Here is a 24148-nt window from a genome sequence, read left to right on the forward strand (position 1 = left end):
ATTTCCTAATGCGGTGCGTACGGAACTAACACATTTTACTATCATATTGATAATCAATAAAATACTTGTTAAAAATATATTAATGGTATCATATTTATATCATCTCCGCTTATTTTCTTCTATAATTTTATGCAAAGCTTCTATTTGCATCATTGCACCCTCATAAGCCGCTTTATAATTGACATTCGCATCAATATCCGTCTCAATCATATTCCCTTTGCCAGTACAAAGCCACTTCACATTCAATTCCGGGAACTTATCCACAATACGAGCTATTATATCAGTTCCAATAGCCCCCTTCCCGTTCCTTATGGAATTATAAATGTATCTATTTGATAATTCACAATAAGCCTCAAACGAGTTCTCACCTTTGACAACTCCCTTATCACGTGCATACCTTGCAAATTTTCGTAATCTGTCAATAGCCCTTTCTTCCATATCAAATAATCTTTTGACTTATTATGCGTAATGCTTGCCACATCCCCCTTATTTCTCTTCTCTCGACATCTAACTGGCCATGCTTGGGGTTATCAGCCTTTAAAGTCAGCACATTATCCAAGAAAAGACTGTTTTTTAATATCCGTTTGACTGAAAGTGTTTTCCCATATACAATACTCACAACTCCTGACGCGCTTTCCCACAAACCTTCTTCTATTTTGCGAGCAAGAATTTTAGCTCCATCCGGTATAGTTGGCTCCATGCTGTCGCCACGTACTTGAAAGACCATATAAGAATCATCAAGCACTTCACCTTCTTCCGGCATGACACCATAAGAATCAATTTCATAAGCTGTATTATATAAGCTTTCGACAAATGAAGCCGCAGCATCCATCGGAACATATTTTACTTTTACAAGAATATCTTGAAGATAAGGAGCTACTTTACTAATCGTAGAGTCTGATTGCATTCTCGCATTTTTCAGAGCATCCCTAATATCCTTATCCGAAGGTTCTATCTGTCCTGATGGAGTCTTTGCAAACAAACCTTCTCCAGTATATAGCCATGCTCTGCTCACATCATACTTCTCACAAAAAGCATCAATTGTTTTTTTACTTGGTAACTGAATCCCCTTTTTTATACTGGTAAGGGTTGATTCACTGGATATAATATTGTCTTTCTTCAATTTATACCCACTCAAACCACAATATGAAATTGCTTGCAAAAACCTTTTTGAAAGATCACTCAATTTTTTTTCTTCATTTTCTTGCATACTTCATATATTAAGTAGTATATTTGCAGAAGTAATATGAAGCAGATATTACACCGACATACTATATTGGTTATAAATACCCTTCTTTCCGGGCTATCTATATACAAAGAAATCTCGTAATAGCTGCTTCCTATTACGGGGTTTTCTTTTTATTAAGCAAATCCATACAATCGGTTATTGTTTCCGCTTTATGAATTACTGCGGAGGGCTATCGGTGAAATTACGTTCGACCAATAACAGATTTAAAACAACCTTCCGAAGCATCACGGTGAAAGCCCGTGAGGGGATGCACGAAAGAAGGCAGTCGATTGAAATAAGCGGACTGGTGCACAAGTGCAGGTTACGAGATAACCAACTTTGTAGAAGCTGAAAGCCGAGATTGGAAGCACCCAATTCAAAGCCGATGGGAGTCGATACCTAACTTATACGGGTGATTACCTCATTGAATTATTCCCGAAACCGTCAGAGAGCAATAAAAAACTCTCTACGGGTAAGGGGATGATTCACTCAAAAAATCAACGTTCCTTCATACCGGGTAATTTATAAATTTCACATTCCTTTATAGGATATATATAATCAAATTTGAATAATAACCGATTATACAAAATTTCAAAGAACTTCAATTACGCTTTTCTAATCATTCAAACTACGATATAATATTTTGAAATTCAGACAGTTGCATAAAACATGTTTTATAACATAAAAATTACTACATAAATTAAGAAGTAAATCGCTTGTACTTCTAAAAATATGAAGTATATTTGCAACGTCAAACAAACAAAGAGTGTAAGTTTGAACAACAAGAAAGCTGGCGACTTCAAAAGCCACTTACTACATATCTCATTGGCAAATGTAGTTGTTAGCTTTCTTTTATGCAAATTTTTTGTGGAAAATTTAAGTATAAAATAGAAAATAATATGAAAGTAACAAAGAAAGATATTCTAAGCATTAAAGCTGGTTCTTCCAAAGTAATGCAGCTGGATTCTTACAAGGATTGCGTCAATGCAAGAAGCTACGCCTATCAATTAGCTTTTACTGATCCCCGTGAAGACGTTGAAAGATATTCAATATCCATCGACAAAGATAAAAATCAGATAACCATCGAAGCAATAAAGAAATGAACCGTTCAGAGGCCAAAATGATTGCAGAAGAACTGCACAAGTTTATTCGCAATGATGTGAGAAAGGCTGTAACTGAAATGGCGACTGCTGAAACCGAAGAGTATTTGAATGCCAAACAAGCTGCTGTATTTCTCGGATGGAAGTTGCAAACCTTATACAATCGAATACATGATATTCCTCACACCAAAAATGGCAAGAGTCTCATTTTTACCAAATCAGCTTTGAGAAAATTCATGGAAAGAAAATAATCCCGGACGGATTTGATCGTCTTTCCGGGAACTAACAAAACGTTCTTTGACATATTGTATAGTCTGAACAAATAAAGACTTTAAACAAGGTTTACTGCTTATCTAAAGGGCGAAATAGACCGACAAAGTAGCCAAAGCGGATTAGTGAAAAGAGTGTGAATACGGACTGCCAATAAGAGGATGCAGCACATGAATCACTAAGTTATCAAAAACAACTTATATTATGACAAAGTAAACGTAGGGCGTTTATAAATACATTCTTAACTGAATAGATACTTTAAATGATATATATACCCGTGCTTCGCAAGAAGCGGTCACCGCTAAAAAGCTACGGCCAACAATCCATCGGAACGCGGACGGGAACACATTTTAAATGCTAAAAGTATGAAAGGAATTACAGAAATGACCGAGCAAGAGATTCTTGCGTTAACGGAGGAAGATGTACAGAAATTGATTAAACTCCGCATGATGGAGGAAGGTATCAAAATTATGGATAAGCCGGAGGTTCCCGAATTGTTTGAGATTGAACCAGCCGATTTGAAAACGTTCACGATCCCATTTTTTGAAGGCTACGTTTTTACAGATATGGAAGAAGCGAATGCGGTAGCAGAAGCATTACGTAATGCGAAAACCCTTCGCAAAGTTGAATACGATTGGAACAAACTCGGAAGCGACTACAAATACCTCGTCAAGAAAGATAAATACAATTACTCTATCAAGCCAGACTTTGAGGTTAACTGTAGCTTTGTGTATTCAAGTGAACTATACGAAAAGATTTCCAACTTTGCCGTACAGAACAAGGTTATGAAAGAACAAGCTGCGAAAGACCGAAAGGAATATGACGAAAAGATGCAAGAAGCGTCCGGCATCATCTCGGAGATAAGCGGACGGGTTAAAGAGGTCAAAGTTAAGTATGAGCGATTGAATAGGCTTACTTACAAATTCGCTACTGACTATTATCCCCTTTCCGATCACAACGAGGATATGGCAATGAAATTTATGGCTAAAGCCTATTCTTTTACAGATGAAGAAAAAGAATACATATTACAGAATTACAAAGAATTACTATCCACAAGTGATGAATAAGTTTTTTAGTTAGTTATTGGCTCCTTGCTTGCGAAAGTAGGGAGTTTTTTGTAAAACTCTAAATTCATTATATGAGTAATATAGAAGATACAATTTACGATCTGCCAAATGAAGAATACCACCGTGGAGAAAGATTCAAAGATTTCCTAAGTAGTACGCAGATTAAAGATTATATGGTGTCCCCAAAGTTTGCCCGATACAAGGCGTTGCACCCGGAATTATTTGAGATAAGTATTGAAGCCTCTGAAAAAGGTTCACTGTACCATGATGCAATGGAAAGCCTTGTTAATACTGGAAAACTTGACAAGTGGCGAAATAACCTTCTTGTATTTGAGCCGCCTATAAATCCTAAAACCGGCTGTCCGTATGGACGAGATACCCAAAAATATCAGATTGCACTAATAGAGGCCAAAGAGTCAAATCCGGGTAAAACGTTGACAAGCACAACCGATATACAATTGGTTGAAACAATGGTTTATGAGCTTCTTAATAATTGCCGGGACACCTCCAAACAGATCAGGCAGATATTAAAATGGGGAAAAGCCGAAGTCAGCCATTTCGTTGAATACGAAGGATGCAAGTTCAAATATCGCCCTGATGTGGAAACGGCCAAGAAAATTGTCGACTGGAAAACATTGGCGGTTGATGATCTTCATGAAGAAACAGTTAACCGGACTATTGCCAAATTTCATTACGGTATTTCGGCAGCCTTCTACCAGTTTTTTGAACATGAACGTACTGGAGTATGGAAGGAGTTCTACTGGGTTATGCAACAAAAGACAGCTCCCTATGACGCAGTATTTGTCAGTGCAGCTAACTGGGCTTTCCATTTGGAAGACGGAATTGTGAAAATGGGTGCAAGTGCATTGGCATTCAAGAAATTGTTAGACCAGCATGTTTACTGTACACAAAACAATGATTTTGACGGTGCACAGATATTTATTCAGCCGGGATTCAAAGGGCGAAGAATAATGGTGCCGGACACACCTGCATTTGAAAAGAACAAGATGTTTAACTTTTATAATAATCAAGAGCAATGAGTAAAACAGAGAATCAATCCCCCCAACAAGGGAACTTGGGAATGGAACAACACAATGCTCCTTCACCAACAAAAACAGAACCGGTCTCCCCAACACCTTCCACACCACAACCGCCCGTTCCTTCTGCCCCACCAGCCTTTCCAGTACAACTGAAAGGATTGGAAAGTTGTTTTATCTCCCCTAAAAAGGCATTTATAGCAGCTGGTGGCACAGAACAGCAATTTGCCCGTGAAGTCAATTTCGCTATGCAGGCAATGTTGAATAATCCTTATTTGATTGACTGTGCCCGGCAATATCCCGATCATCTTGTCGAAGCAATCAAAAACGTTTCTCTTACCGGTCTGACACTCAATCCTGAACTAAGATTGGGGTATCTTGTACCATACAAAGGCAAAGTGAAGTTCCAAGCTTCATATATGGGGAAAGTTGATATTTTGATCCGCACCGGCGTTGTAAAAGATATTTATTCTGATTTGGTTTATGCTAATGACGAGTTCAGCATGACAAAAGGTACCGGTGGCACTATCATCCACAAACCCAATGTATTCGGAGAACGTGGTGATCTTCTTGGAGGCTACTATTTTGCAGTCTTGACTTCCGGTGTTGTAAAATTCGATGCAATGCCCAAAGCACGTATTGAAGAAATAAAAAGTCGTAGTGAGGCTGTCAAGAAAGGCAAGCAATCTCCGTGGGACACAGACTTTGAAGAAATGGCTCGAAAAACAATCGTGAACTGGGCTTTCAAATTCCTGCCCAAAACCGGCATTTCAGATTCCATGATTAAAGTTCTTGAAACAGAGAGCCAGTTGGATGATGAAATGTTTGAAGACTGGAAAAAGGCACAAGGTCAGAAACCGGACGATTTTGAGGAAGACGATACTCCATACGCAGAAGAAGTCAAGTAATGGATTCATGTGAAAAAATTAGTAACAGTATCACAGCGGCTAAAGAACTGATCGAAAATGAAACACGTTCTTTGGCTGCTTTACATAAAGCAAAACAGCTTGAAAAAGAGCTTCATAAATCCGGCAAGTTGTTTCGTATTCCTACAATGAACGGAATTATAGAAACAACCTGCCCGGAAAAATACATAGAATACAATAACCAGTTTAAAATCAAATTAAAATGAGAACAGTAACAGTTGAAGTGCCCGAAGGACACATGGTAAAAATCGTGAAAGAAGAAAGTATGCAACCTACTCAAAAAGTTACGGGGGGGGGTAAATTTGAATTTGAGGGTGAGACATTCATCCCCGGTGACGTAATTATCAATCCGAATCGCGGAGGGGGCAGCATGATGATTCTCTCTGAAATTAGAGAAGAAAGGCCACTCTCTTTTTTACCGGCAATTAAAGTACCTTTCGGCCTTGTCGCCTATGTTCCTTCCAATGATGAAGGTGACAGAGTTTTTGTAAGACTCACACCCGAAGCTGGTATCGGAGGCATGAAGGGATTCCGTAAAGCTACGGAAGAGGAAAAGGCAAAGATGCTTGCCGCCATGAAGGAAGAAAAACATTACTCCTTCAATTTTGAGAAGTTACAGCCTGAATATATCCCGACTGTCGGCGATGTTGTTATTGTATGGGATGATAATAGCAAAGAAAATGCGGTAGTCGGTGTTATGAATGAAATGGATAAAACAGTCAGGCCATACAAGATAAATGATGGTACTTGGTATGGGAACTGCGACAAGTTCGTTTCAGAAGAACAATATAAAAATTTGATTGATGGGAAAGAGTAAATCTAAATCGGGGGGGGCGAGAAATTACACTCCCCTTCTCACAGCTCGCCCAAAGGGAATGAGCTACCAAGAATATCGTGAACGCAGAGCCTATCAGAACGCATGGTTGAAAGAGCGACTGAAAGGCTTTATTTGTTATGTATCGTCTGAACTGGTTGTATATGACAAAATAACGGGATTACCCCGATTATTCAATCATCGTACAGATGATATACACAAAGCAAACATAAGGACTAACCCACAGCCATTTGTCGGTTCTGCCCGATATGGCTTAAAACCTTTATGATATGGATAAAGAACTATTTAAAGATAAGAATCCATTGCTTCGCAGACAAATGTTGGAAGACAATTGCGCAGCAGTTGAAAGAATTACCTATACTTCTCCTTTCAGCGAGGAAGAAATGGGTGAACGGAAAACGGAGTTGGCAAATATTGACCTTGACATGGCCGCACTGGAAGAAGAAAAGAAAGCTTTCATGCAAGCATACAAGGACAAACTGAAACCTAAAAAGGAACGTAAAAAAACGTTGCTTACCGATATAAAACGTGGTTATGAGGAAATTACGGATGAATGCTTTAAGTTTATGGATCGTAGCACCCGTACCACCGGATATTACAATGGTAATGGCGATTTGGTTAAAGAACGTCCGATGGAGGCACAAGAGATGCAAAAAACGGTCTTCGAGGACATTGAATCTACTGGTACGGAGGGATAAGCCATGAGAAAAGAAGAACTTATCAAGCAAGTAGCCGAATCAACCGGTATTGCTATTTGCGAAGTCCGAACAGTTATAGAAGCAGCATTGAAGGAAACCGTGGATGCAGTAGCTAATGGAAGAACTCTTTATATCAGAGGTTTTGGTACACTGTCACCCAAACACTATAAACGAAAAGTTGCTCGTAACATACACAAAAACGAGACTATTGTCATAGCGGAGCATTATACTCCACACTTCAAACCAGCCAAATCATTTAAAAACAGAACTAAAAATTTGTAGAACAACATGGAAAACGAAAAGATGCAAGTGAACTTTGCTCCGGGTGTGACCGAAGCAACCCTTAGAGTTATTGAACTTCACGAAGAAAATGAGTTACCGGTACTGGAGCCTGATAAGGTAGAATTAGCCGGAACAATTGGAAGTGTTCATGAATTTCTCTTGAAAAGAATCTCTGAAAAAGAACAGATCAATCAGAAACGTTGCTATATTCTTGTTGATCGGGAGAAAATGACACTTAAACTTGTCACCAATGAAACTGACAGTAGGAATAAAGCTACTGTAAGAGGTGAGTTGAAATACTATCCCAAGTTTCTTGAATTTGGTATTAACACAAGCAAGACATGGGAACCGGTGCAGCTTTCAAAGTTCTTCAAAATGAATCGTGCCTTCTTCAAGGATGCACAATACAACATGGAACTGGTAACAGTCTTGAAGAACTTCAAAGCCAGCATTGACTCAAAAGTGGAAAACTCCCGACAAGACAACGGTAGTCGCACTGACAATTACAGCCAAGTTGTCAACTCCAATCTTCCGGCCTCATTCAATCTTATTGTCCCGATTTTCAAAGGTCGCCCTGCAGAAGAGATTGAAGTGGAAATCATTGCAGATGTGGACGGGCGTAATATTCGATTGTCCCTTTGCTCCCCTGGTGCAGAAGTGATAGTGGAAGAGGAACGCAACAAGGCCATTGACGAGCAATTATTGTTGATCCGTAAATTGGCACCGGATATTGCCATTATCGAACAATAACAATGAAGACTGTAAAGAAATACTGGAAGCCGGTACTTGTCGTATCGGCTTTCTTCATTGGCAACCGCGTATTCAATCACATAAATGCGTGGTTGGGAATTTCAATAATTATGCTGACAGTAGCATTTATAGTTTATAATATCATTAAAAAAAAGTAGAAAATGAAAAGAAAGATTGATTTTTTGATTGTGGCACTATTTGCCGTTGTTTTGTTTGCTTCATGCGAAAGAGTTGCTCCCAATTATGCCGGTGTCCTTATGGAGAACTACGGCAAACAAGGGAAAGAAGATTTTAAAATCGTTGCCGGTAAGGTATCTACATGGGAATTAGGCACAGAGCTTTTTCAAGTTCCGCTATTCGATCAGCGCGGAGAATTTTCTGATCCAGTCACACTAAAGGCAGCCGACAATACAGAGTTTACAGCCCGGCCAACTTACTCTTATAAAGTAATGAAAAACAGGGCTATTGATATTGTATTTGATAACAAGCATATTGATAAGGCTGACACCCCATCGGGAAAAGATGGCTTTATGCAATCATTAGAAGATAATATTTTGGAGCCACGTATATATGATCTTATCAAAGAAGAAAGTCGCAAACATAAAACAGACAGTCTGATGGCTGACGGTGGTTCATTGGTATTTGAAAAGAGACTGGAACAGATCGTTGATAAAGAATTTGAGAAACGGGGATTGCAGTTGTTGACCTTCTCCGCACAATTGGAATTTTCAAGAGCTGTCCGCGATAAAATAGATAGCCGTAACGAGGTAAACACTAATATTTCGGTACTTGATCAGAAGATTGAAGAACAAAAGAAGCAAAACGAACTGGAGCAACTAAAAACAGAACAAGCTTTAATTGCGTCCCGTGGACTCACCCGTGAGATTTTATATAAACAATTTATAGACAAGTGGGACGGGAAGACACCTCTATATGGCATTGCTCCTGAATTTTTAAAAATGACAAAATAATATGCTGACATTTCAACAAAGAAGAGATACGATATTGTCTCAATTTGCACAAGCAAAAGCCGATTTGGAAACACTTAATAGTGATATTGATGCAGAAATCGAAAAGAATAAATCTGTTATTTCTACACTAACTTCTAAAAATACAGAATTGGCCTCTTTAAAAAGTAATAATGAAGGCTCAATCAAGACTTTTGCTAAATTCCTAAAATAATAATTATCAACCCGATTAATAATCAGCTTCTCCCGGTGTGGCTTGACCGCCTATCCGGGAACTATCATGCCTCACCTTTTTTCTTCTCTTTGCAAGTCGAGCCGAGTACGCTGCATACGCTCCACGGCAGTAGATACTACAAAGAGTCTTTTTGTTCATTATCAAATATTTCTTTATGTCTTTGCATAGTCAATCAAATCAAGTAGCAATATATGCTTTCAAGAAAGGATATAGAATATTGCCTAATGGTCATGTGGTATCTCCACGCAATATTGAAAGGAAAACAGTTCCTCAATCAAATGGATATTTGGCTTTTAGTATTAGATATAAAGGAAAATCTATCAGTGTATTGGTTCACAAACTATGTGCTTTTCAAAAATATGGATATATAGCATTTTCTTATGAATGTATTAGGCATTTAGACGGCAATCGCACCAATAATATGTTAGAAAACATAGAAATAGGTTCATATAGTGATAATCAGTTGGATAAATCCCCCGAAGAAAGGAAAAGGGAAGCGACAATTGCAAGTCATTCCCATATTATGAAATGGAATGAAGAAGAAGTTGCCATGATTAAAAATTACCATAAAACAAGTCATTCATATAGAAAAACTATGACTCGTTTTGGTATTTCTTCAAAAGGAACATTGCATTTCATTTTGAAGAATAGATAAAAGTGAAATCAATCATTATGAAAGTTGAAATCCCCGACTATTTCCTAAAATCCTTTATCCGACATTTTGAAAGGATAACCGAGAATTGTAAAGCTTCACCTTCTGACATCAAGACCAGTGAAGCACTAAGGCTTGGAAAGAAAGATGTAATTAAGCTCAAAAGATTTGTAAACAAAAAAGTATAATTTATGAAACGAAGGATCATAGGTATAGATGTTGGCAAAAACGGTGGAATTGTAGTGTACGACACCGAGAATAACAGATTATTGGAGTGTATCAAAATGCCACCAACTCCCAAAGACTTATTAGATTTTCTCTCCATATACAAAGAAAATAGCGTTTGTTATTTGGAACGAGTGAATGGCATGACCGGACAAAGTGCTTCTGCCTCTTTTGTTTTTGGAGAAGGTTACGGACATCTGACTATGGGATTGATAGCTTGTGGGATTCCGACAGTAACAGTATCTCCACAAACTTGGCAAAAAACTTTAGGATTACGAAATACAGACAAATTGGGTAAGACAGAATGGAAAAACATCTTAAAGAAGAAAGCCCAACAGCTGTTCCCGTATGCAAAAGTTACATTGGCAACTTCGGATGCCTTACTAATATGTGAATATGGTAGAATTAAAGAAAAGGAATAATGGAAAAATTAAAAAAATGTAGCAAATGTAGCCGGGAACTTCCGGTCAGTGAGTTTTGGAAAAATGCTTCAACCGAAGATGGATTGCAGACATATTGTAAAGAGTGCGGTAATGTTTATGCCAGAAACCGTAAGAAAACTCCGGGGGGGGGAATTTGAAGAAAATATATTCCAATCCTGAATTGGCAAAATTTTCTCCACGGGAACTTATCGCAGAATTGAAAGCACGTGGATATACCGGAGAATTGAAATACACCCAAACAATATCATTATAAATGGAAAAGTTACGTCTATTGGTTACAACCAAATGTCCGAACAAATGTCCTATGTGTTGCAACAACTCATGGGATTTTTCAAAATTACCAGTTGTTGAGCACTTTAATTACAAAGAGATCATGATAACTGGTGGAGAACCACTTTTGTTTCCTGAAAAACTGGCAAATTTGGCTGAAAGTATCAAAACCGTTCAAAAATTGGCCTATGGCAATAAAGGAAAATTATTTCTATATACGGCACTGGCTGATATGCTCCCCAATTATATCAGATACTTCGATGGAGTTGTTTACACTCCACATTCTGTTAATGATGTTCATAGTTTATTGGAGGCCAATAATTTTTTGTTGGACTACAAAGATGAACTTATGGAAAGTAAATCTCTTCGACTCAATCTTTTTCCTGATATTAAAAAGCATATTCCTGATAACACAGACCTTTCGTTATGGAAAGTAAAAGATATGAAATGGATCAAAGATTGCCCGGTTCCAGCTGATGAAGAATTCAAAAGAGTAGCTGAATTATGGGAGGTGGAATGATGAAAGATGTAATTACCCCCCCCAACATCTCTATCCTTATCGCTGGTCTTTAGAAGATGCTGTTTTTACTAAAGATAAAGGAAAGGTATTTTCTTGTTTTGCATGTGGCGGTGGCTCTACTATGGGTTACAAAATAGCCGGTTACGATGTTATTGGCTGTAATGAGATTGATCCACGAATGATGAAATGCTATGAAACAAACCATCATCCCCAGTATAGTTATTTGGAAGATATTCGTGATTTAGTGAAAAGGAATTATCTTCCCGAAGAATTGTACAATTTAGATATATTGGACGGATCACCACCTTGCAGTACATTTAGCATGTCGGGATTACGTGAAGATGCGTGGGGTAAAGAAAAGAAATTCAAGGAAGGTCAAAAGACACAAGTTTTAGACACGCTCTTTTTTGATTTTATTGCACTTGCCAAACGCTTAAAACCTAAAGTCGTTATTGCTGAAAATGTGAAAGGACTTCTTTTAGGGAATGCGATTGATTATGTCAGACGTATATACAAAGACTTTGAGGAAGCTGGTTATTATTGTCAGCATTTTCTTCTTGATGCTTCTAAAATGGGAGTACCTCAAAAAAGAGAACGTGTATTCTTTATATGTATCAGGCATGATTTGGGAGTTCATTTTCTAAAAGTTTCAGACCTCTTCAATGTTGAGCCACATATTTGTATGAAGTTCAATGAAATACCCATTTTGATGAAAGAAATAACAGACTTTAAGGGGAAAGAAATTAAAAATGGTACAAAAATTCGATATGTTTGGGAACATAGAGAAATTACTGATAAAGACATGTCTGATACATGTATGCGGCTATACGGTAAAGAGTTATTCTTCTCAAAGAAATATACACTTGAAGATCGCATCTGCAATACGATAACTTCCAAGCATGATGATTTGATACACTTTACACAGCCTTTATATCTAAGTACATCTGAAATCTGTAAAGTCTCTACTTTCCCCATCGACTATAACTTTTGCAACCAATCCCCACATTATATCTGTGGAATGAGTGTACCACCCGTTATGATGGCGCATGTAGCCTCACGAGTATGGAAATATTGGTTATCTAAATTATAAATCAAATGAAATCAGAAGAATTAGCAACCCAGTGGTGTCGGGATCATCCTGATGCAACATTGGAACAAGCATTCATGGCCGGATTAGGCCATAAGATGAATATGAATAAAGATTCTCTTTCTGCAAGGAAAGACAAATTCAGAAGTGAAGTCCTCATGTACAGAGGGAAATATCCTGATGATATGTTGAAGGACTTTTTCGAGTATTGGACTGAATGCGGAGGACGGAAAATGCGCTTTGAGAAGGAACGTACATTTGAAGTTTCCAAACGTTTAGTCAGATGGTCTAATAATGATTTTAACAAGTATGGGAAACAACTTAATTCAAGTCAACAGCAATCTCCCGGCAACCGAAAAGAAAGCGTTGAAAGACTTGCTGACCTTGCAAGCGGAGTATTACAAGGGATTGCACGTAAGTTCGATTAAAGAAGCTGTTCTCAACACTCCTAACCTACCACTCTCCGTTATAAGAAAAGAAATCACATTGGCTGGCGCAAGAGCCATACTGGTAATTGCGATTAACGAGCTTGTGTCTTTTTTCAATGTCGGAAAAACGATGAATGATGTTCAAGTGGCACTTACCGCTGATCTAATAATAGACAGATTCTATTATCTCAAATTGGAGGAAATCAAATTGTGTTTCCGTAATGCTATGGCTTCCGGTAAGATTTACGATAGACTGGACGGTAATATCATTCTCGGCTGGTTAAATGAATACGATGTACAGCGTGATGAAATTGTTTCTTCTCTTTCAATTAATGAAGCCCATGAACAAAATAATAACAGCACTGGAATGTTCTACGGAGAATATATCAAACATCTAACTGAAAGATCGGAAAATGGAGATGAAGAGGCCAAAGAATTATTGGAATCCCATCAATCATTCATACAAAGGATGAAATCAAATGATAAAGAAGCCGCTTTCAAAAAATGGAAAGAAGAATATTATGGAAGAACTAAGAAACAAACTACTTGACTGGGCAAAACAATTTGAAACACCTGATTTTATAAAAGATGATCCTATATTCTTCCCACATAAGTACAGTGATAAAAAGGACATAGAAATCAGTGCCTTTCTTACTTCATGGATAGCTTTCGGGAATCGCAAACTGATAATGCAGCAAGCAGAAATTTTGGATAATCTAATGGGTAATTCTCCTTATGACTTCATTATGAACAAAGTATGGGAACAATACAAAGAAAATACAAATACCTTCTACCGTATGTTCACCTACCATGACTTCTTCTGCATTTGCCAGCGGTTGTACAACATATATCAGGAATGGGATGATTTGGAAGTATTTTATGAGGGTTACAACAATGTTATCCGTGAAATACAAACAGATTTTGGTGGCGTAAAAGGTATTCCAAAATTGGAGCGTGATTCTCCATGCAAGCGTATTTGTCTGTTTCTACGGTGGGTAGTACGAAAATCGCCGGTGGATTTAGGTATTTGGACTATTATTCATCCAACAGAATTATACATACCATTGGATGCGCATGTTGCAAAAATGGCACATCAGCTTGGGATAACAACACGCAAAACAGAGGACTGGAAAATGGTTCAACAAGTAACCAATTACATGAAAACAATTTTCCCGGATGATCCGTGCCGGGGAGATTTTGCATTATTCGGATATAGTATTAACAATAAATAATTTACATTATGTCAGAACTTAAAATCACACAAGAAAAGGTAACAGCCGCTTTTAGTGAAGCAAACGACTGTCCTAAAGCAATTAGTATTCTAACAGCCCTATTCGGAAAGCAAAAGCCGGATTATACAGATTATCACAATATTAAAACCTACGAAGATGCTTGTGAAGCAATAGGTGTAAAACCCATTGTTCGCCTACTTGTTGAAGATGAAGACGGACACAAAGAAGAAGTGGCTGATATTGCACACCTCGCCTACATCAAACTATGCACTATTGCCCGTGCGTTAAACAACGATCCTGATTTTCCACGATTTACTAAAGATGAATACCGTTATACGCCGTGGTTTTATCTTTATAATCAAAAAGAAATTGATGAAATGGACGAAGAGGATCGTAATCGGCTGGTTCTTTGGGGCGGTAGTGCGAATAACGGTGCGTATTGCGGCCTCGCTTGTGCGTACTCGTATTACGGTTGGTCGTACTCGAGTGCGAGTATCGGCTCTCGCCTTGCTGTAAAATCAAGTGAAATCGCAATTTACTTTGGAGAACAATTCAAAGAATTGTGGAAAGACTTTCTGATTGGAAAAAAGTAATCACACTGGGGAGGCCGCATTAAAGCGGCCTTTTCCATACCTTTTAAATCTATGACTCCAAAAGAATTTTTCAACAAAGTGGTGGAAATGCGCCGTTGCCAAAAAGAATATTTTAAAAATAAGAGACAGATAGATTTACGAATAAGTAAACAAATTGAGCGTGAAGTAGATGAAGAAATCGAACGTGTTCAAAAAATCCTTCACAACAAACAGAATCCGCAACTCTTTTAGACTATGGTTAATATGAAAATCCTTGACCTGCCATTAAAAGCAAAATGGTATGAAATGATCGAATCCGGAAATAAGAAAGAAGAATACAGAGAGATCAAGAAATACTGGATCGGAAGATTAGCAAAATGTGGAGGTCGCAATTCCTATGAAAAGACTGGTTTCTATTGTAAGAAAGCTATTTGTTTTTCTTGTATTACACGTGGAAACGGCTTTCACCCCAAAGAATACACTCATGTTCGCTTCCGTTTTGGCTACACCAAACGGACAATGCTTTTTGAACTTGAATCTATAACCATCGGAGTTGGTAACACCAATTGGGGAGCACCGGATAACGAATGTGTATTTATACTTAAACTGGGAAAATGTATCAAAAAAAATGAAAGTAAGGACTCAACAGAATTTCAACCGAAAAACTTATGAAACAGTATTCGGTATCAGCATCATGCCTGACGGTGGTAGAAGATATTGCAAATATCCAATAGGCCACCAAGAATACAAAGACTATACCCAAGCATACCAAGCTATGAAAGATGTACAAAAGATATTGGATAATGGAGGCCGATTAGTGTATTCTCCCAAAGGTAGTGCCGGGATTAATAAAAATGAATATGTAAAAATTGAAATGGCATAAAAATGAAAATATTAGTAAGTTTTTCAGGTGGTAAGGATTCACAAGCATGTTTAATCCAAGCCTTCAAACAATATGGGGGGGGGGAATTTAACCGCTGTGTTTTGTGACACCGGTTGGGAACACCCTGACACATATAAACATGTGAATGATGTTTGTCTGCAAATGGGTGTAAGACTTATAACTCTCAAATCAAAATATGATTTTGTGTCTTTGGCAGCTCATAAGAAAAGATTTCCTTCCACGAATGCACGATTTTGTACCAGTGAACTAAAAATGAAGCCAATGATTGATTATGTACTTTCTTTGAAAGAAAGCTGCATTATCATACAAGGTATCAGAGCCGGAGAAAGTACAGCACGTGCGGCAATGGAAGAGGAATGTATGTACTTCAAATCGTATTTTCAACCTAATAAGAAAGGAAGAACTGAAAACTACCGAAGTAAGGATGTCAAAGAATGGTGTTCCCAATATGACGCTTCTGTTCTAAGACCGATCTTCAAATGGAGTGCACAGCAAGTTATAGATTGCATACTGGATGCAGGGCAGAAACCGAATCCATTGTATTATCGTGGATTCTCACGTGTTGGATGTTTCCCGTGTATCATGTGTCGGCACAAAGAAATCGAACTCATAGCCAAAAATGATCCTAAAATGTGCCAACGCCTAATTCAAGCAGAGAAAAGCGTAGGACATTCCTTCTTTCCTCCATTATACATACCTCAAAGATTCTGTAAAAACAAACAATATCCTTATGTAGAGGAAGTTTTGGAGTACGTTAAAGAACATACCCCTGATATGTTCGAGCCGGAAGGTGGATATGCCTGCATGAGTCTGTTTCATGGACTATGCGAGTAAATAAAAATGGAATGAACATTATGATACGAGATCCTTACTATTTGGCGAAAACGGTCTTAGGTTCATACAACTTGTATATCCTCAAAGATCCTTTCGGATCTTGGCATTATTCGTGTGTTGGTACATTCAATACTAAAGATGAAGCTATAGATTATTATCATAAGTTGAAAGAAGAAGAGAAAATGATTTCAAGAATGCACATGAAATTAATAATAACAGAATAGAAAGGATATAAATAATGCCGATAAGCGAAGTATATAACATGGACTGTATGGAATACATGAAGGGGATTCCTGATAAGTTCTTTGATTTAGCGATAGTCGATCCCCAGTATGGCATAGACATAATGCACAAAGGTGGGATGCCGAAGCATTTAGGCTTTAAACAATATAAAAGAAAGGATTGGGATAAGTCCCCCCCCCCGGAAAGAAATATTTTGAGGAACTATTCAGGGTATCGAAGAATCAAATAATTTTTGGTGGTAACTACTTTACTACCTATCTTCCTCCCAAAATGGGTTGGATTGTTTGGGATAAAGGACAACATGGATTAACTATGTCTGACGGTGAATTGGCATGGAGTAGTTTTGACAAGGCTCTTCGGATCATAACTCTAAACCGGTGTACAATTGGAGAACGAGGTGGAAATATCCATCGTTGTCAGAAGCCAGTGAAATTATATGCTGAAATATTAAGAAAAAACGCCAAAGAGGGAGACAAAATTTTTGATAGTCATTTAGGTTCAGGAAGCAGCAGAATAGCTGCTTATGGACTTGGATTCGATTTCTATGCAACTGAAATAGATGAAGAATACTTTGAAGCACAAGAAGAACGTTTTCACCGGGAATGTTTTGGGGAGATAAAAACAGAGAGAGGAAGGTTGGTTCAAACTAATTTATTTGATAAATAGATATGAAACAGACATTAGAAGAAGCCGTAAATGAAATTGGAGGCGTACATCCTGACTGGGATAAAATAACTTGTTTTAGAATAGGATTCAAAGAAGGAGCCAGATGGCAGACAAAACAACCTCCGTGGGTATCAGTGAAAGAACGGTTACCGGATGAAAATGAAGACATCATCATTCTATGTAAACATGGTGCGATTTTTAACGGTACATATAGCAACAATATATGGTTCTGCATGGATGGTTATATCTATGACACGTACAAAGGTAACCCAATTTACTCTTCAATGAGCAGCATACCTCCGTCATGGGAACCGATAGCATGGATGCCAAAACCTAAATTTGAAGAATAATGAATATTGGAATTTTAGCCGTTGATAGCAATTTCCCCAATTTAGCACTTATGAAGATCAGTGCTTACCACAAAGCAAGAGGCGATCAAGTGGAATGGTATAATCCACTATGTGAATATGATAAAGTATATGCAGCTAAAGTTTTCACTTTCACACCCGACTATAACTATTATATCAATACTAACCAAATAGAAAAAGGTGGTACCGGATATGATATTGAAAAAGTTCTTCCAGTTGAGGTTGATCGTATTCAGCCTGATTACTCGATCTACAATATTGACTCCAATTTGTCCTATGGATTTCTGACACGTGGGTGTCCCAATCGGTGTAAATGGTGTGTTGTTCCTAAAAAAGAAGGAAAAATCTCACCTTATATGGATATTGAGGAAATAACAGCCGGACGGAAAAAGCTATCCTTATGGATAATAATATACTGGCCTCAAACTATGGCTTGCAGCAAATAGAGAAGATCATCAAACTGGGTGTCAAAGTGGATTTTAATCAAGGACTGGATGCCCGTTTAATCACGGATGAAATAGCCCGGTTACTTGCAAGAGTAAAATGGATTAAACGTATTCGCTTTGGTTGCGATACACCGGGACAGATTGCAGAAGTTGAACGTGCTTCCGCTTTAATAGACAAGTATGGATATAAAGGGGAATATTTCTTGTATTGCATCCTTATGGACTTTAAAGAATCGTTTGCGCGCGTCAACTACTGGAAATCTAAAAGCCGCCGTTTTCTTCCACATTGTCAACCCTTTCGTGATCTGAACAATCCACACCAAATTATTCCACAGTGGCAGAAAGATATGGCACATTGGGCTGATAGGAAGGAAATATACATGAGTTGCGACTTCAAAGACTTTTCACCAAGAAAAGGATTTTTATGCAAGGAATACTTTAAAATGTTGTAAGATGAAATTAAACAAAAAGACAGAGCGACTTATTAAACGTAGAGCCGCTGAACTTAAAAAATTATATGAAACTCCTAATCCCGAAGTAGATAAAATTATTTCTGAATTGAGAGCAGAAGCAACGAAACGTCCACAGAACATGAGTAAGGAAGAAGAGATTGCTTATATTCTGAAAAAGGCTGATGAAAATTGCGATCATATAGAAATTCGTAAAATCCTAAATGTAAGTAATACATGAATACATCTTTTGAACGATCTGCAAATGCTTCCGATGAATGGTACACACCACGAGAAATCATTGAAGCATTAGGTGAATTTGACCTTGATCCATGTGCTCCCATGCACCCTCTTTGGCCTACTGCAAAAATCATGTACAACAAGCAGGACAATGGTCTTGTACAAAATTGGGGGGGGCGAATTTGGCTTAACCCTCCGTACTCCAAACCGCTTATATGGCAGTTTGTAGAGAAATTGGCAGAACACGGCAACGGTATAGCACTACTTTTTAACCGGTGTGACAGCAATAAGTTTCAAGACATCATCTTCACGAAAGCAACTGGTATGATGTTTTTGAGAAATCGAATAAAATTCTTCCGTCCCGATGGAACACGTGGGGACAGCCCCGGTTGCGGTAGTGTTCTTATTGCATTTGGCCGGGAAAATGCCGAAATTTTAAGGAACTGCTCTTTACAAGGCAAATATGTTGAACTTAACAATGATAAATGATGAAAGTCTTATATTTACTCATGCTCATTGCCGGTCTTCTGTGGATCGGTGATTTCTCTATCACCTTAAAACCCTTTTCTATATCTTTACCATGCTGGTATAAATCCGTTGGCATACTTCTATTTTGGCTGTCAATGACTATATATGTTTTAGGTGAGCATACCAAAGACTATAAAGAAGGATTTGATACTGGGATTAAACAGTGCATTGAGATACTTGATAGAAATTGCCACTCTAAAGAAATAAATAATGATGAAACAGTACAGAATTAATAAAACGACTACCTTCGTAGAAGATAATCGCAGCGGAAACAGAGAGAAATACCTTCTTCCTGATTACAAAGTGCAAGTTAAATTTGCAGGGATTTGGATAACAGTCAAGTCCTTTCATGATGAAGATGAAGAATACGCAAAGAACTGTGCGAATGAACTTCTTGAAAAACTTAACGAAAAGATTTGATTATGATTGAATTACAAGGAAAATTCGGCAAAGATTGTAAAATATTTGCAAATACAATAGAAAATGAAGCTATTGGAACGATACAAAACATTTTGAACAATCCGGTTACGACTGGTGTTCCGGTTCGTATTATGCCTGATACCCATCAAGGAGTAGATATAGTGATTGGATTCACCATGCCAGTTACAGATCGTGTCAACCCCAATCATATCGGAGTGGATATTGGTTGTGGAATGTTGTGTGTAGAAATTGAAAACGCAATAACAGAAGGTTCTTTCCCGGACATTAATCATGCAATCCGTTCCATCATACCTATGGGATTTGAGATTAACCAACAACCCTTATCCAAACAAGAAAAGGAAGATTTGTTTACCTTCTTATCTATCAGAATGGATCAGTTCTGCTCTAAATACCAACTAACCAAACCAGTTATTAATGAAGAATATGTATCACAACTTTGTAAGAAGGTGGGGATAAATGAAGGCGCATTCTACAACTCTTTAGGTACATTGGGAGGTGGAAACCACTTTATAGAACTGGGGCGTGCCGAGTCAACCAATAATATATTTCTTACAATACATACCGGATCGCGCAACTTTGGTGTGAAGGTCTGTAAATTCCATGCAGAAATAGCAAAATTTGACAAAAAGGCTTTTTCTAATGAAATTCAACGCTTGAAGTCCACTGTTGAGCCACAATTCATGCAAACTGAAATACTACGTTTGAAGGAAAAATTTACCGAATATTCTGGGTATCTCACAAATGAAGCAATGCTCCACTATTTATGTGACATGGTGATCGCACAAGGATATGCCGCATTCAACCGCAAGTTGATTATACAACGTATAATCAGAGCTTTGGGCTGGAACGCTGCAATATCCGTTGAGACAGTCCATAACTATATCAGCTTTGATGATATGATAATCCGTAAAGGGGCTATTGCCGCATACGCCAATGATTACGTTGTGATTCCTATGAATATGGCAGACGGTATTCTTCTTTGTCGTGGTAAGGGAAACAAAGACTGGAACTATTCTGCACCACATGGTGCAGGACGCTTATACTCCCGTTCCGAAGCTAAAGAAAGATTATCAATGGACGCATTCAAAACCCAAATGAGCAAAGTGTATTCCACTTCCGTATGTGAAGGGACATTGGATGAAAGTCCTATGGCATACAAAAATGTTCAGGAAATAAAAGAGCTTATAGAACCTACGGTAGATATTATTGATACAATTGTGCCACTAATCAATATCAAAGCTGTATGATAGAAAAGACAGACTTCCCTTATACTCTTGGCGGCTATGTTGAACAGCAAAATTATAAAGGTTTCGACATAGCCGTTTCCATTCGTAGATACAAAGGAATATCAGCTTATGTCATTTCCTCGGAGAAAAGGCTAATCCGTGAAGAATCTGCCACCTTTGCCGATAAAGAAGACATGTTCCGTTGGGGACGAGAAGCGGTTGACCGGTATTTGGAACAGCAAGAACGTAGAAAAGAAGAGAATGCAGTCAAACGGGCAGGATATTATAAGAAAAAAGCTCGTGAGGCAGCATTAAAAGCATTCAACACTGCTATGTACTTTTCTGATATAAAAAACGAACTCTACGATAAAGCAAAAGGATTTTTTGAGTATGAACTGGATAAGGAACATGCAAAGATCAGATGAAAACACTTGATATTATACAAGGCTTTTGCGATCATGTTTTTCGTGATAAAAAAGGAAACCGCATCTTTCCCAATATTTTTGTCGGGAAATGGGAAGCTGACTTATTGGAAGTTACCCGGTCACGCCTGACTTATGAATATGAAGTAAAAGTAAGCAGATGTGATTTCCATAAGGACAAAAAGAAAAGTGATAAATATGGCAAGAACAAGTTTGATGTTGTCACTTCCGGTCAACGTACCAATTATTTTTATTATATAGTACCGAAAGGTTTGATAAAGCCCGATGAAGTCCCTGATTTCGCCGGGCTTATTTATGCTTATGAAGGATCAGTGCAATGTTATACTCTTGAAAAGGGAAGATATGCGGTAAAGAGAATTTTCTTTGAGGTAGCCAAGCCTGCCCAAAAAGTTTCTGACATGAAAGCGGATGATAACTTCATTCGTAAACTCGACTTATCCATGTACTATCGCTATCACCAAATGAGAAGAGACAATTACAAAAATAAGGAATAATATGGAATTAAGATTAGACCCTGAAATACCGGTCACACGGGTTGTCAACGGACATAATGTTTTCAATAAAGGCTATCACCACGGATTAAGAGGAAAAACCTATGAAGAATACTATGGCAAAGAGAGAGCTGTTGAAATAAGAAAAAGACACAGCGAGGCTTTGAAAGGACATAGATATTGGTCTAATGGAAACGCCCATGCCTTTGCGTGTATCGCAATCACTCCCGAAGGCAAATGGTATAGATTCGATTCAATAACCCAAGCCGCCCAAAAGCTAAATCTGAATTATGCCACAGTTCGCCGGTATATAAAACGAAAAATCAAGCCCCAAAATGGCTGGCTATGGTTTTTGGAGAAAGATAATAACTGGATAAAACATATTGATAATGGGAAAATTAAATGAGATCGCGCAGAAAGCTTATGAATGTGCCGTAAGACGTGGAAAGATTGATCCCGACAATGATAGCAACAACAATCTTCACCGCGATCTGCTTGAAGAAGTTGCCGAAGTCTTTGAGTGTACGGGTGAGAAATCTCCACATATTAAAGAGTATTTAGATGTAGAAGAAGAACTGGCAGATGTAATCATTGTTGCCCTAAGTACACTACATCATTTCAAATGTGACATTGATTCACTCATTGAAGCCAAAATGAATTATAATAAAAACAGAATGGATTGATATAGGAACCGGACAATTAATAAAGTTGATTGTTGAGACGTTTGTCCTTATCTTTGCACTACCATGTGTCTATAAAGATTTCATGAACTTATGGAAAGAAAAATAGGTGATATAAAAGACAAGAAGTTAAAAGCTGAAAATATCACACTGGCAGCAATATATAACATATTGTTCACCAATGACATAGTTTGTTCCTTAATTGTAGAAATGTTAAGTGAATTACGTAAATCAAGGCTTTGTCGTTTCCGCGTAAAGCAGCAAGGAAATAAACTGGAACAGTTGATGCTTCAATATGAAAAGAAAATCAATAAAATAGCTGGACACCGGGCTTTTTTCATGGCTGATGCTAACCAGTATATTGCAGATGAAGTACAACCTGATCTGCTTAAAATGGAATACTCCATTAAACTGGAATTTGACAAATGCCGGATTGAAAACAGTGCCTTACTTGCCAAAGTAGAACTTACAAGATGTATGGCAGAGCTTGCTTGTCTATCCCTTGACAAACGGATAGAAGAAGTCCGTCCATACAACAAAGAAGTAACCGGAATAACATATCTCCGGCTCACTGACACACTTAAAGTATTGGACGAACTTTCTGATATTTTATATAAGGGAGGGTATTGTGACCTCAATCAAAGTGATAATTGCAAAAGGGGGATGGCTATCATACAACGAAAACTTACTGATTGTGATATTATCAGCCGCGCAATCAATGAGTCAGACAAGTTAAATCCGGCTGGGGATGATGAATAAAAATGGCAAAATATCGTATAGGAATATCCGAGAATCTATTAGGAGACAAACGCTATCAGTGTCAGATTAAAAGATTTGGCATTTGGTGGAATGATGAAAGTTTCAGCACTAAAGAAAGAATGTTAGATTATGCCCGTAAACTTGAAAAGGCCGGGCATATAGTGTTTAACTATTTATAAGCGAACAATGAAATTAGAAGGAAAAATTATTGTGGCACAACCGATACAATCGGGTGTCTCAAAAAATGGTAACAACTGGCAAAGACAAGATTTCGTTTTGGAAATTCCCGGCCAATACCCTAAAAAAGTCGCTTTTTCAGTAATGAATAGCAATATTCAGAATTTTGGATTAGCAGTCGGGCAAGACGTTGATATTGAAATAGATATTAATGCGAATGAATGGCAAGGAAAATGGTTTAACTCCATTACTTGCTGGAAAGCAACACTCCGTAATCCAGGACAGCCTACCGCAGCGCAACAGCCCCAAACTTATTATCAGGGGGCATCATCCACCGCGGCACCCGTACAAACTGCCATACCTCAACCGCCAGTGGATTTTGGGGAACAAAAAGACGATTTGCCTTTCTAAAGAAAAAGGAGAAGGGA

General features: G+C 38.0%; 43 protein-coding genes and 1 pseudogene. 42 read left to right on the forward strand and 2 right to left on the reverse strand.

The features are described from left to right. Positions 1 to 99: 99 nt before the first annotated feature. Positions 100 to 438, reverse strand: a complete 339-nt coding sequence (locus tag BSCG_RS16060) for a hypothetical protein (RefSeq protein ID WP_004326694.1) — start codon at positions 436 to 438, stop codon at positions 100 to 102. A 1-nt stretch (position 439) separates the two neighbouring features. Continuing rightward, positions 440 to 1210 carry a helix-turn-helix transcriptional regulator gene (locus tag BSCG_RS16055; protein ID WP_008775795.1) on the reverse strand — a complete coding sequence of 257 codons (771 nt, stop codon included), beginning with the start codon at positions 1208 to 1210 and terminating at the stop codon, positions 440 to 442. A gap of 917 nt (positions 1211 to 2127) precedes the next feature. On the opposite strand from BSCG_RS16055, the gene BSCG_RS16050 reads away from it, so the two are divergent. The 42 genes and pseudogenes from BSCG_RS16050 (at position 2128) to BSCG_RS15860 (ending at position 24131) form a co-directional block, all read left to right on the forward strand. Next, a complete protein-coding gene (locus tag BSCG_RS16050) occupies positions 2128 to 2331 on the forward strand; it encodes a hypothetical protein (protein WP_004326696.1) in 204 nt (67 codons plus the stop codon). Further along, on the forward strand, positions 2328 to 2579 hold the full coding sequence (locus tag BSCG_RS16045) for a helix-turn-helix domain-containing protein (protein ID WP_007854466.1): 252 nt from the start codon (positions 2328 to 2330) through the stop codon (positions 2577 to 2579). The genes BSCG_RS16050 and BSCG_RS16045 overlap by 4 nt, the downstream gene beginning before the upstream one ends. Before the next feature lie 384 nt (positions 2580 to 2963). Beyond that, positions 2964 to 3665 carry a hypothetical protein gene (locus BSCG_RS16040; protein WP_008775798.1) on the forward strand — a complete coding sequence of 234 codons (702 nt, stop codon included), beginning with the start codon at positions 2964 to 2966 and terminating at the stop codon, positions 3663 to 3665. 71 nt (positions 3666 to 3736) lie between these two features. Continuing rightward, positions 3737 to 4705: a PD-(D/E)XK nuclease-like domain-containing protein gene (locus tag BSCG_RS16035; protein WP_008775799.1), complete on the forward strand. Its 969-nt coding sequence runs from the start codon at positions 3737 to 3739 to the stop codon at positions 4703 to 4705. Next, positions 4702 to 5610, forward strand: a complete 909-nt coding sequence (locus BSCG_RS16030; protein WP_004326700.1) for a recombinase RecT — start codon at positions 4702 to 4704, stop codon at positions 5608 to 5610. Before BSCG_RS16035 ends, BSCG_RS16030 begins: the two co-directional genes overlap by 4 nt. Then, positions 5610 to 5834, forward strand: a complete 225-nt coding sequence (locus BSCG_RS16025) for a hypothetical protein (protein ID WP_004326701.1) — start codon at positions 5610 to 5612, stop codon at positions 5832 to 5834. The genes BSCG_RS16030 and BSCG_RS16025 overlap by 1 nt, the downstream gene beginning before the upstream one ends. Next, a complete protein-coding gene (locus tag BSCG_RS16020; RefSeq protein ID WP_004326702.1) occupies positions 5831 to 6445 on the forward strand; it encodes a hypothetical protein in 615 nt (204 codons plus the stop codon). The genes BSCG_RS16025 and BSCG_RS16020 overlap by 4 nt, the downstream gene beginning before the upstream one ends. Next, on the forward strand, positions 6432 to 6731 hold the full coding sequence (locus BSCG_RS16015; protein WP_007854448.1) for a hypothetical protein: 300 nt from the start codon (positions 6432 to 6434) through the stop codon (positions 6729 to 6731). The genes BSCG_RS16020 and BSCG_RS16015 overlap by 14 nt, the downstream gene beginning before the upstream one ends. Before the next feature lies 1 nt (position 6732). Next, a complete protein-coding gene (locus tag BSCG_RS16010) occupies positions 6733 to 7161 on the forward strand; it encodes a hypothetical protein (RefSeq protein WP_008673371.1) in 429 nt (142 codons plus the stop codon). Positions 7162 to 7164: 3 nt separating this feature from the next. Then, positions 7165 to 7443 carry an HU family DNA-binding protein gene (locus BSCG_RS16005; RefSeq protein ID WP_004326704.1) on the forward strand — a complete coding sequence of 93 codons (279 nt, stop codon included), beginning with the start codon at positions 7165 to 7167 and terminating at the stop codon, positions 7441 to 7443. Between the two features lie 6 nt (positions 7444 to 7449). Beyond that, positions 7450 to 8193 (forward strand): hypothetical protein, encoded by a 744-nt coding sequence (locus tag BSCG_RS16000; RefSeq protein ID WP_007846642.1) that lies wholly within the window; start codon positions 7450 to 7452, stop codon positions 8191 to 8193. Between the two features lie 161 nt (positions 8194 to 8354). Further along, positions 8355 to 9164 carry a hypothetical protein gene (locus tag BSCG_RS15995; RefSeq protein ID WP_004326706.1) on the forward strand — a complete coding sequence of 270 codons (810 nt, stop codon included), beginning with the start codon at positions 8355 to 8357 and terminating at the stop codon, positions 9162 to 9164. Between the two features lies 1 nt (position 9165). Next, complete coding sequence (locus BSCG_RS15990; RefSeq protein WP_004326707.1) at positions 9166 to 9375, forward strand: hypothetical protein; 210 nt, start codon at positions 9166 to 9168, stop codon at positions 9373 to 9375. Positions 9376 to 9550: 175 nt separating this feature from the next. Further along, complete coding sequence (locus BSCG_RS15985) at positions 9551 to 10051, forward strand: HNH endonuclease (RefSeq protein ID WP_008775801.1); 501 nt, start codon at positions 9551 to 9553, stop codon at positions 10049 to 10051. Positions 10052 to 10239: 188 nt separating this feature from the next. Continuing rightward, entirely contained in the window at positions 10240 to 10695 is a 456-nt protein-coding gene (locus tag BSCG_RS15980; protein ID WP_008775803.1) for a hypothetical protein, read from the forward strand. After that, positions 10695 to 10853 (forward strand): hypothetical protein, encoded by a 159-nt coding sequence (locus BSCG_RS29935; RefSeq protein ID WP_175285321.1) that lies wholly within the window; start codon positions 10695 to 10697, stop codon positions 10851 to 10853. The genes BSCG_RS15980 and BSCG_RS29935 overlap by 1 nt, the downstream gene beginning before the upstream one ends. Positions 10854 to 10969: 116 nt before the next feature. Next, positions 10970 to 11506 (forward strand): hypothetical protein, encoded by a 537-nt coding sequence (locus BSCG_RS15975; protein WP_008775804.1) that lies wholly within the window; start codon positions 10970 to 10972, stop codon positions 11504 to 11506. A 121-nt stretch (positions 11507 to 11627) separates the two neighbouring features. Next, positions 11628 to 12596, forward strand: coding sequence for a DNA cytosine methyltransferase (locus BSCG_RS15970; RefSeq protein WP_032581969.1), 969 nt, complete (start codon positions 11628 to 11630; stop codon positions 12594 to 12596). Between the two features lie 5 nt (positions 12597 to 12601). Then, complete coding sequence (locus BSCG_RS15965) at positions 12602 to 13021, forward strand: hypothetical protein (protein ID WP_007846640.1); 420 nt, start codon at positions 12602 to 12604, stop codon at positions 13019 to 13021. After that, positions 12903 to 13571: a hypothetical protein gene (locus tag BSCG_RS0127450; RefSeq protein ID WP_005794327.1), complete on the forward strand. Its 669-nt coding sequence runs from the start codon at positions 12903 to 12905 to the stop codon at positions 13569 to 13571. Before BSCG_RS15965 ends, BSCG_RS0127450 begins: the two co-directional genes overlap by 119 nt. After that, complete coding sequence (locus BSCG_RS15960) at positions 13543 to 14253, forward strand: TIGR02757 family protein (RefSeq protein ID WP_005794329.1); 711 nt, start codon at positions 13543 to 13545, stop codon at positions 14251 to 14253. The genes BSCG_RS0127450 and BSCG_RS15960 overlap by 29 nt, the downstream gene beginning before the upstream one ends. An 8-nt stretch (positions 14254 to 14261) precedes the next feature. Further along, entirely contained in the window at positions 14262 to 14846 is a 585-nt protein-coding gene (locus BSCG_RS15955; protein ID WP_008775808.1) for a hypothetical protein, read from the forward strand. A 51-nt stretch (positions 14847 to 14897) separates the two neighbouring features. Further along, positions 14898 to 15077: a hypothetical protein gene (locus BSCG_RS15950; protein ID WP_004326715.1), complete on the forward strand. Its 180-nt coding sequence runs from the start codon at positions 14898 to 14900 to the stop codon at positions 15075 to 15077. A gap of 54 nt (positions 15078 to 15131) precedes the next feature. Beyond that, on the forward strand, positions 15132 to 15497 hold the full coding sequence (locus BSCG_RS15945) for a hypothetical protein (protein ID WP_005794334.1): 366 nt from the start codon (positions 15132 to 15134) through the stop codon (positions 15495 to 15497). Next, positions 15454 to 15708, forward strand: a complete 255-nt coding sequence (locus BSCG_RS15940) for a hypothetical protein (protein WP_005794336.1) — start codon at positions 15454 to 15456, stop codon at positions 15706 to 15708. The genes BSCG_RS15945 and BSCG_RS15940 overlap by 44 nt, the downstream gene beginning before the upstream one ends. A gap of 72 nt (positions 15709 to 15780) precedes the next feature. Then, positions 15781 to 16563, forward strand: coding sequence for a phosphoadenosine phosphosulfate reductase family protein (locus BSCG_RS15935; RefSeq protein WP_008775809.1), 783 nt, complete (start codon positions 15781 to 15783; stop codon positions 16561 to 16563). A 271-nt stretch (positions 16564 to 16834) separates the two neighbouring features. After that, positions 16835 to 17035 (forward strand): hypothetical protein, encoded by a 201-nt coding sequence (locus BSCG_RS30460; protein ID WP_234255994.1) that lies wholly within the window; start codon positions 16835 to 16837, stop codon positions 17033 to 17035. 41 nt (positions 17036 to 17076) lie between these two features. After that, positions 17077 to 17472 carry a DNA methyltransferase gene (locus BSCG_RS30465; protein ID WP_007854407.1) on the forward strand — a complete coding sequence of 132 codons (396 nt, stop codon included), beginning with the start codon at positions 17077 to 17079 and terminating at the stop codon, positions 17470 to 17472. Between the two features lie 2 nt (positions 17473 to 17474). Further along, complete coding sequence (locus tag BSCG_RS15920; protein ID WP_007854404.1) at positions 17475 to 17822, forward strand: DUF551 domain-containing protein; 348 nt, start codon at positions 17475 to 17477, stop codon at positions 17820 to 17822. Next, positions 17822 to 18738 (forward strand): annotated as a pseudogene (locus BSCG_RS15915) (radical SAM protein). The gene BSCG_RS15920 and the pseudogene BSCG_RS15915 overlap by 1 nt, the downstream one beginning before the upstream one ends. A 1-nt stretch (position 18739) precedes the next feature. Beyond that, positions 18740 to 18976 (forward strand): hypothetical protein, encoded by a 237-nt coding sequence (locus tag BSCG_RS15910; RefSeq protein WP_005794343.1) that lies wholly within the window; start codon positions 18740 to 18742, stop codon positions 18974 to 18976. Continuing rightward, positions 18973 to 19464 carry a DNA N-6-adenine-methyltransferase gene (locus BSCG_RS15905; protein ID WP_008775813.1) on the forward strand — a complete coding sequence of 164 codons (492 nt, stop codon included), beginning with the start codon at positions 18973 to 18975 and terminating at the stop codon, positions 19462 to 19464. The genes BSCG_RS15910 and BSCG_RS15905 overlap by 4 nt, the downstream gene beginning before the upstream one ends. Next, positions 19464 to 19736 carry a hypothetical protein gene (locus tag BSCG_RS30875; protein WP_005794346.1) on the forward strand — a complete coding sequence of 91 codons (273 nt, stop codon included), beginning with the start codon at positions 19464 to 19466 and terminating at the stop codon, positions 19734 to 19736. The genes BSCG_RS15905 and BSCG_RS30875 overlap by 1 nt, the downstream gene beginning before the upstream one ends. After that, complete coding sequence (locus tag BSCG_RS15895) at positions 19714 to 19923, forward strand: hypothetical protein (RefSeq protein ID WP_008775815.1); 210 nt, start codon at positions 19714 to 19716, stop codon at positions 19921 to 19923. The genes BSCG_RS30875 and BSCG_RS15895 overlap by 23 nt, the downstream gene beginning before the upstream one ends. A 2-nt stretch (positions 19924 to 19925) precedes the next feature. Beyond that, positions 19926 to 21191, forward strand: coding sequence for an RNA-splicing ligase RtcB (locus BSCG_RS15890; RefSeq protein WP_008775816.1), 1266 nt, complete (start codon positions 19926 to 19928; stop codon positions 21189 to 21191). After that, entirely contained in the window at positions 21188 to 21595 is a 408-nt protein-coding gene (locus BSCG_RS15885) for a hypothetical protein (RefSeq protein ID WP_008775817.1), read from the forward strand. Before BSCG_RS15890 ends, BSCG_RS15885 begins: the two co-directional genes overlap by 4 nt. Beyond that, positions 21592 to 22107: a hypothetical protein gene (locus BSCG_RS15880; protein ID WP_008775818.1), complete on the forward strand. Its 516-nt coding sequence runs from the start codon at positions 21592 to 21594 to the stop codon at positions 22105 to 22107. The genes BSCG_RS15885 and BSCG_RS15880 overlap by 4 nt, the downstream gene beginning before the upstream one ends. Position 22108: 1 nt before the next feature. Continuing rightward, positions 22109 to 22510, forward strand: coding sequence for a hypothetical protein (locus tag BSCG_RS15875; protein WP_008775819.1), 402 nt, complete (start codon positions 22109 to 22111; stop codon positions 22508 to 22510). Next, positions 22494 to 22787 (forward strand): MazG nucleotide pyrophosphohydrolase domain-containing protein, encoded by a 294-nt coding sequence (locus tag BSCG_RS15870; RefSeq protein ID WP_004326733.1) that lies wholly within the window; start codon positions 22494 to 22496, stop codon positions 22785 to 22787. Before BSCG_RS15875 ends, BSCG_RS15870 begins: the two co-directional genes overlap by 17 nt. 90 nt (positions 22788 to 22877) lie before the next feature. Further along, positions 22878 to 23543, forward strand: coding sequence for a hypothetical protein (locus BSCG_RS15865; protein ID WP_004326734.1), 666 nt, complete (start codon positions 22878 to 22880; stop codon positions 23541 to 23543). Between the two features lie 2 nt (positions 23544 to 23545). Continuing rightward, on the forward strand, positions 23546 to 23722 hold the full coding sequence (locus BSCG_RS29940) for a hypothetical protein (RefSeq protein WP_008775820.1): 177 nt from the start codon (positions 23546 to 23548) through the stop codon (positions 23720 to 23722). Between the two features lie 7 nt (positions 23723 to 23729). Continuing rightward, on the forward strand, positions 23730 to 24131 hold the full coding sequence (locus BSCG_RS15860) for a DUF3127 domain-containing protein (RefSeq protein ID WP_004326735.1): 402 nt from the start codon (positions 23730 to 23732) through the stop codon (positions 24129 to 24131). Positions 24132 to 24148: the final 17 nt, after the last annotated feature.

The organism is Bacteroides sp. 2_2_4 (assembly GCF_000157055.1).
GTDB classification, from domain to species: Bacteria; Bacteroidota; Bacteroidia; order Bacteroidales; family Bacteroidaceae; genus Bacteroides; species Bacteroides ovatus.

What these genes read in the sequence shown, in the direction of transcription:
- BSCG_RS16060 (WP_004326694.1), bottom strand. Translation starts at nt 438, where the DNA reads ATGGAAGAAAGGGCTATTGACAGATTACGAAAATTTGCAAGGTATGCA.
- BSCG_RS16055 (WP_008775795.1), bottom strand. Translation starts at nt 1,210, where the DNA reads ATGCAAGAAAATGAAGAAAAAAAATTGAGTGATCTTTCAAAAAGGTTT.
- BSCG_RS16050 (WP_004326696.1), top strand. Translation starts at nt 2,128, where the DNA reads ATGAAAGTAACAAAGAAAGATATTCTAAGCATTAAAGCTGGTTCTTCC.
- BSCG_RS16045 (WP_007854466.1), top strand. Translation starts at nt 2,328, where the DNA reads ATGAACCGTTCAGAGGCCAAAATGATTGCAGAAGAACTGCACAAGTTT.
- BSCG_RS16040 (WP_008775798.1), top strand. Translation starts at nt 2,964, where the DNA reads ATGAAAGGAATTACAGAAATGACCGAGCAAGAGATTCTTGCGTTAACG.
- BSCG_RS16035 (WP_008775799.1), top strand. Translation starts at nt 3,737, where the DNA reads ATGAGTAATATAGAAGATACAATTTACGATCTGCCAAATGAAGAATAC.
- BSCG_RS16030 (WP_004326700.1), top strand. Translation starts at nt 4,702, where the DNA reads ATGAGTAAAACAGAGAATCAATCCCCCCAACAAGGGAACTTGGGAATG.
- BSCG_RS16025 (WP_004326701.1), top strand. Translation starts at nt 5,610, where the DNA reads ATGGATTCATGTGAAAAAATTAGTAACAGTATCACAGCGGCTAAAGAA.
- BSCG_RS16020 (WP_004326702.1), top strand. Translation starts at nt 5,831, where the DNA reads ATGAGAACAGTAACAGTTGAAGTGCCCGAAGGACACATGGTAAAAATC.
- BSCG_RS16015 (WP_007854448.1), top strand. Translation starts at nt 6,432, where the DNA reads ATGGGAAAGAGTAAATCTAAATCGGGGGGGGCGAGAAATTACACTCCC.
- BSCG_RS16010 (WP_008673371.1), top strand. Translation starts at nt 6,733, where the DNA reads ATGGATAAAGAACTATTTAAAGATAAGAATCCATTGCTTCGCAGACAA.
- BSCG_RS16005 (WP_004326704.1), top strand. Translation starts at nt 7,165, where the DNA reads ATGAGAAAAGAAGAACTTATCAAGCAAGTAGCCGAATCAACCGGTATT.
- BSCG_RS16000 (WP_007846642.1), top strand. Translation starts at nt 7,450, where the DNA reads ATGGAAAACGAAAAGATGCAAGTGAACTTTGCTCCGGGTGTGACCGAA.
- BSCG_RS15995 (WP_004326706.1), top strand. Translation starts at nt 8,355, where the DNA reads ATGAAAAGAAAGATTGATTTTTTGATTGTGGCACTATTTGCCGTTGTT.
- BSCG_RS15990 (WP_004326707.1), top strand. Translation starts at nt 9,166, where the DNA reads ATGCTGACATTTCAACAAAGAAGAGATACGATATTGTCTCAATTTGCA.
- BSCG_RS15985 (WP_008775801.1), top strand. Translation starts at nt 9,551, where the DNA reads ATGTCTTTGCATAGTCAATCAAATCAAGTAGCAATATATGCTTTCAAG.
- BSCG_RS15980 (WP_008775803.1), top strand. Translation starts at nt 10,240, where the DNA reads ATGAAACGAAGGATCATAGGTATAGATGTTGGCAAAAACGGTGGAATT.
- BSCG_RS29935 (WP_175285321.1), top strand. Translation starts at nt 10,695, where the DNA reads ATGGAAAAATTAAAAAAATGTAGCAAATGTAGCCGGGAACTTCCGGTC.
- BSCG_RS15975 (WP_008775804.1), top strand. Translation starts at nt 10,970, where the DNA reads ATGGAAAAGTTACGTCTATTGGTTACAACCAAATGTCCGAACAAATGT.
- BSCG_RS15970 (WP_032581969.1), top strand. Translation starts at nt 11,628, where the DNA reads ATGGGTTACAAAATAGCCGGTTACGATGTTATTGGCTGTAATGAGATT.
- BSCG_RS15965 (WP_007846640.1), top strand. Translation starts at nt 12,602, where the DNA reads ATGAAATCAGAAGAATTAGCAACCCAGTGGTGTCGGGATCATCCTGAT.
- BSCG_RS0127450 (WP_005794327.1), top strand. Translation starts at nt 12,903, where the DNA reads ATGGGAAACAACTTAATTCAAGTCAACAGCAATCTCCCGGCAACCGAA.
- BSCG_RS15960 (WP_005794329.1), top strand. Translation starts at nt 13,543, where the DNA reads ATGGAAGAACTAAGAAACAAACTACTTGACTGGGCAAAACAATTTGAA.
- BSCG_RS15955 (WP_008775808.1), top strand. Translation starts at nt 14,262, where the DNA reads ATGTCAGAACTTAAAATCACACAAGAAAAGGTAACAGCCGCTTTTAGT.
- BSCG_RS15950 (WP_004326715.1), top strand. Translation starts at nt 14,898, where the DNA reads ATGACTCCAAAAGAATTTTTCAACAAAGTGGTGGAAATGCGCCGTTGC.
- BSCG_RS15945 (WP_005794334.1), top strand. Translation starts at nt 15,132, where the DNA reads ATGATCGAATCCGGAAATAAGAAAGAAGAATACAGAGAGATCAAGAAA.
- BSCG_RS15940 (WP_005794336.1), top strand. Translation starts at nt 15,454, where the DNA reads ATGAAAGTAAGGACTCAACAGAATTTCAACCGAAAAACTTATGAAACA.
- BSCG_RS15935 (WP_008775809.1), top strand. Translation starts at nt 15,781, where the DNA reads ATGGGGGGGGGGAATTTAACCGCTGTGTTTTGTGACACCGGTTGGGAA.
- BSCG_RS30460 (WP_234255994.1), top strand. Translation starts at nt 16,835, where the DNA reads ATGGAATACATGAAGGGGATTCCTGATAAGTTCTTTGATTTAGCGATA.
- BSCG_RS30465 (WP_007854407.1), top strand. Translation starts at nt 17,077, where the DNA reads ATGGGTTGGATTGTTTGGGATAAAGGACAACATGGATTAACTATGTCT.
- BSCG_RS15920 (WP_007854404.1), top strand. Translation starts at nt 17,475, where the DNA reads ATGAAACAGACATTAGAAGAAGCCGTAAATGAAATTGGAGGCGTACAT.
- BSCG_RS15910 (WP_005794343.1), top strand. Translation starts at nt 18,740, where the DNA reads ATGAAATTAAACAAAAAGACAGAGCGACTTATTAAACGTAGAGCCGCT.
- BSCG_RS15905 (WP_008775813.1), top strand. Translation starts at nt 18,973, where the DNA reads ATGAATACATCTTTTGAACGATCTGCAAATGCTTCCGATGAATGGTAC.
- BSCG_RS30875 (WP_005794346.1), top strand. Translation starts at nt 19,464, where the DNA reads ATGAAAGTCTTATATTTACTCATGCTCATTGCCGGTCTTCTGTGGATC.
- BSCG_RS15895 (WP_008775815.1), top strand. Translation starts at nt 19,714, where the DNA reads ATGATGAAACAGTACAGAATTAATAAAACGACTACCTTCGTAGAAGAT.
- BSCG_RS15890 (WP_008775816.1), top strand. Translation starts at nt 19,926, where the DNA reads ATGATTGAATTACAAGGAAAATTCGGCAAAGATTGTAAAATATTTGCA.
- BSCG_RS15885 (WP_008775817.1), top strand. Translation starts at nt 21,188, where the DNA reads ATGATAGAAAAGACAGACTTCCCTTATACTCTTGGCGGCTATGTTGAA.
- BSCG_RS15880 (WP_008775818.1), top strand. Translation starts at nt 21,592, where the DNA reads ATGAAAACACTTGATATTATACAAGGCTTTTGCGATCATGTTTTTCGT.
- BSCG_RS15875 (WP_008775819.1), top strand. Translation starts at nt 22,109, where the DNA reads ATGGAATTAAGATTAGACCCTGAAATACCGGTCACACGGGTTGTCAAC.
- BSCG_RS15870 (WP_004326733.1), top strand. Translation starts at nt 22,494, where the DNA reads ATGGGAAAATTAAATGAGATCGCGCAGAAAGCTTATGAATGTGCCGTA.
- BSCG_RS15865 (WP_004326734.1), top strand. Translation starts at nt 22,878, where the DNA reads ATGGAAAGAAAAATAGGTGATATAAAAGACAAGAAGTTAAAAGCTGAA.
- BSCG_RS29940 (WP_008775820.1), top strand. Translation starts at nt 23,546, where the DNA reads ATGGCAAAATATCGTATAGGAATATCCGAGAATCTATTAGGAGACAAA.
- BSCG_RS15860 (WP_004326735.1), top strand. Translation starts at nt 23,730, where the DNA reads ATGAAATTAGAAGGAAAAATTATTGTGGCACAACCGATACAATCGGGT.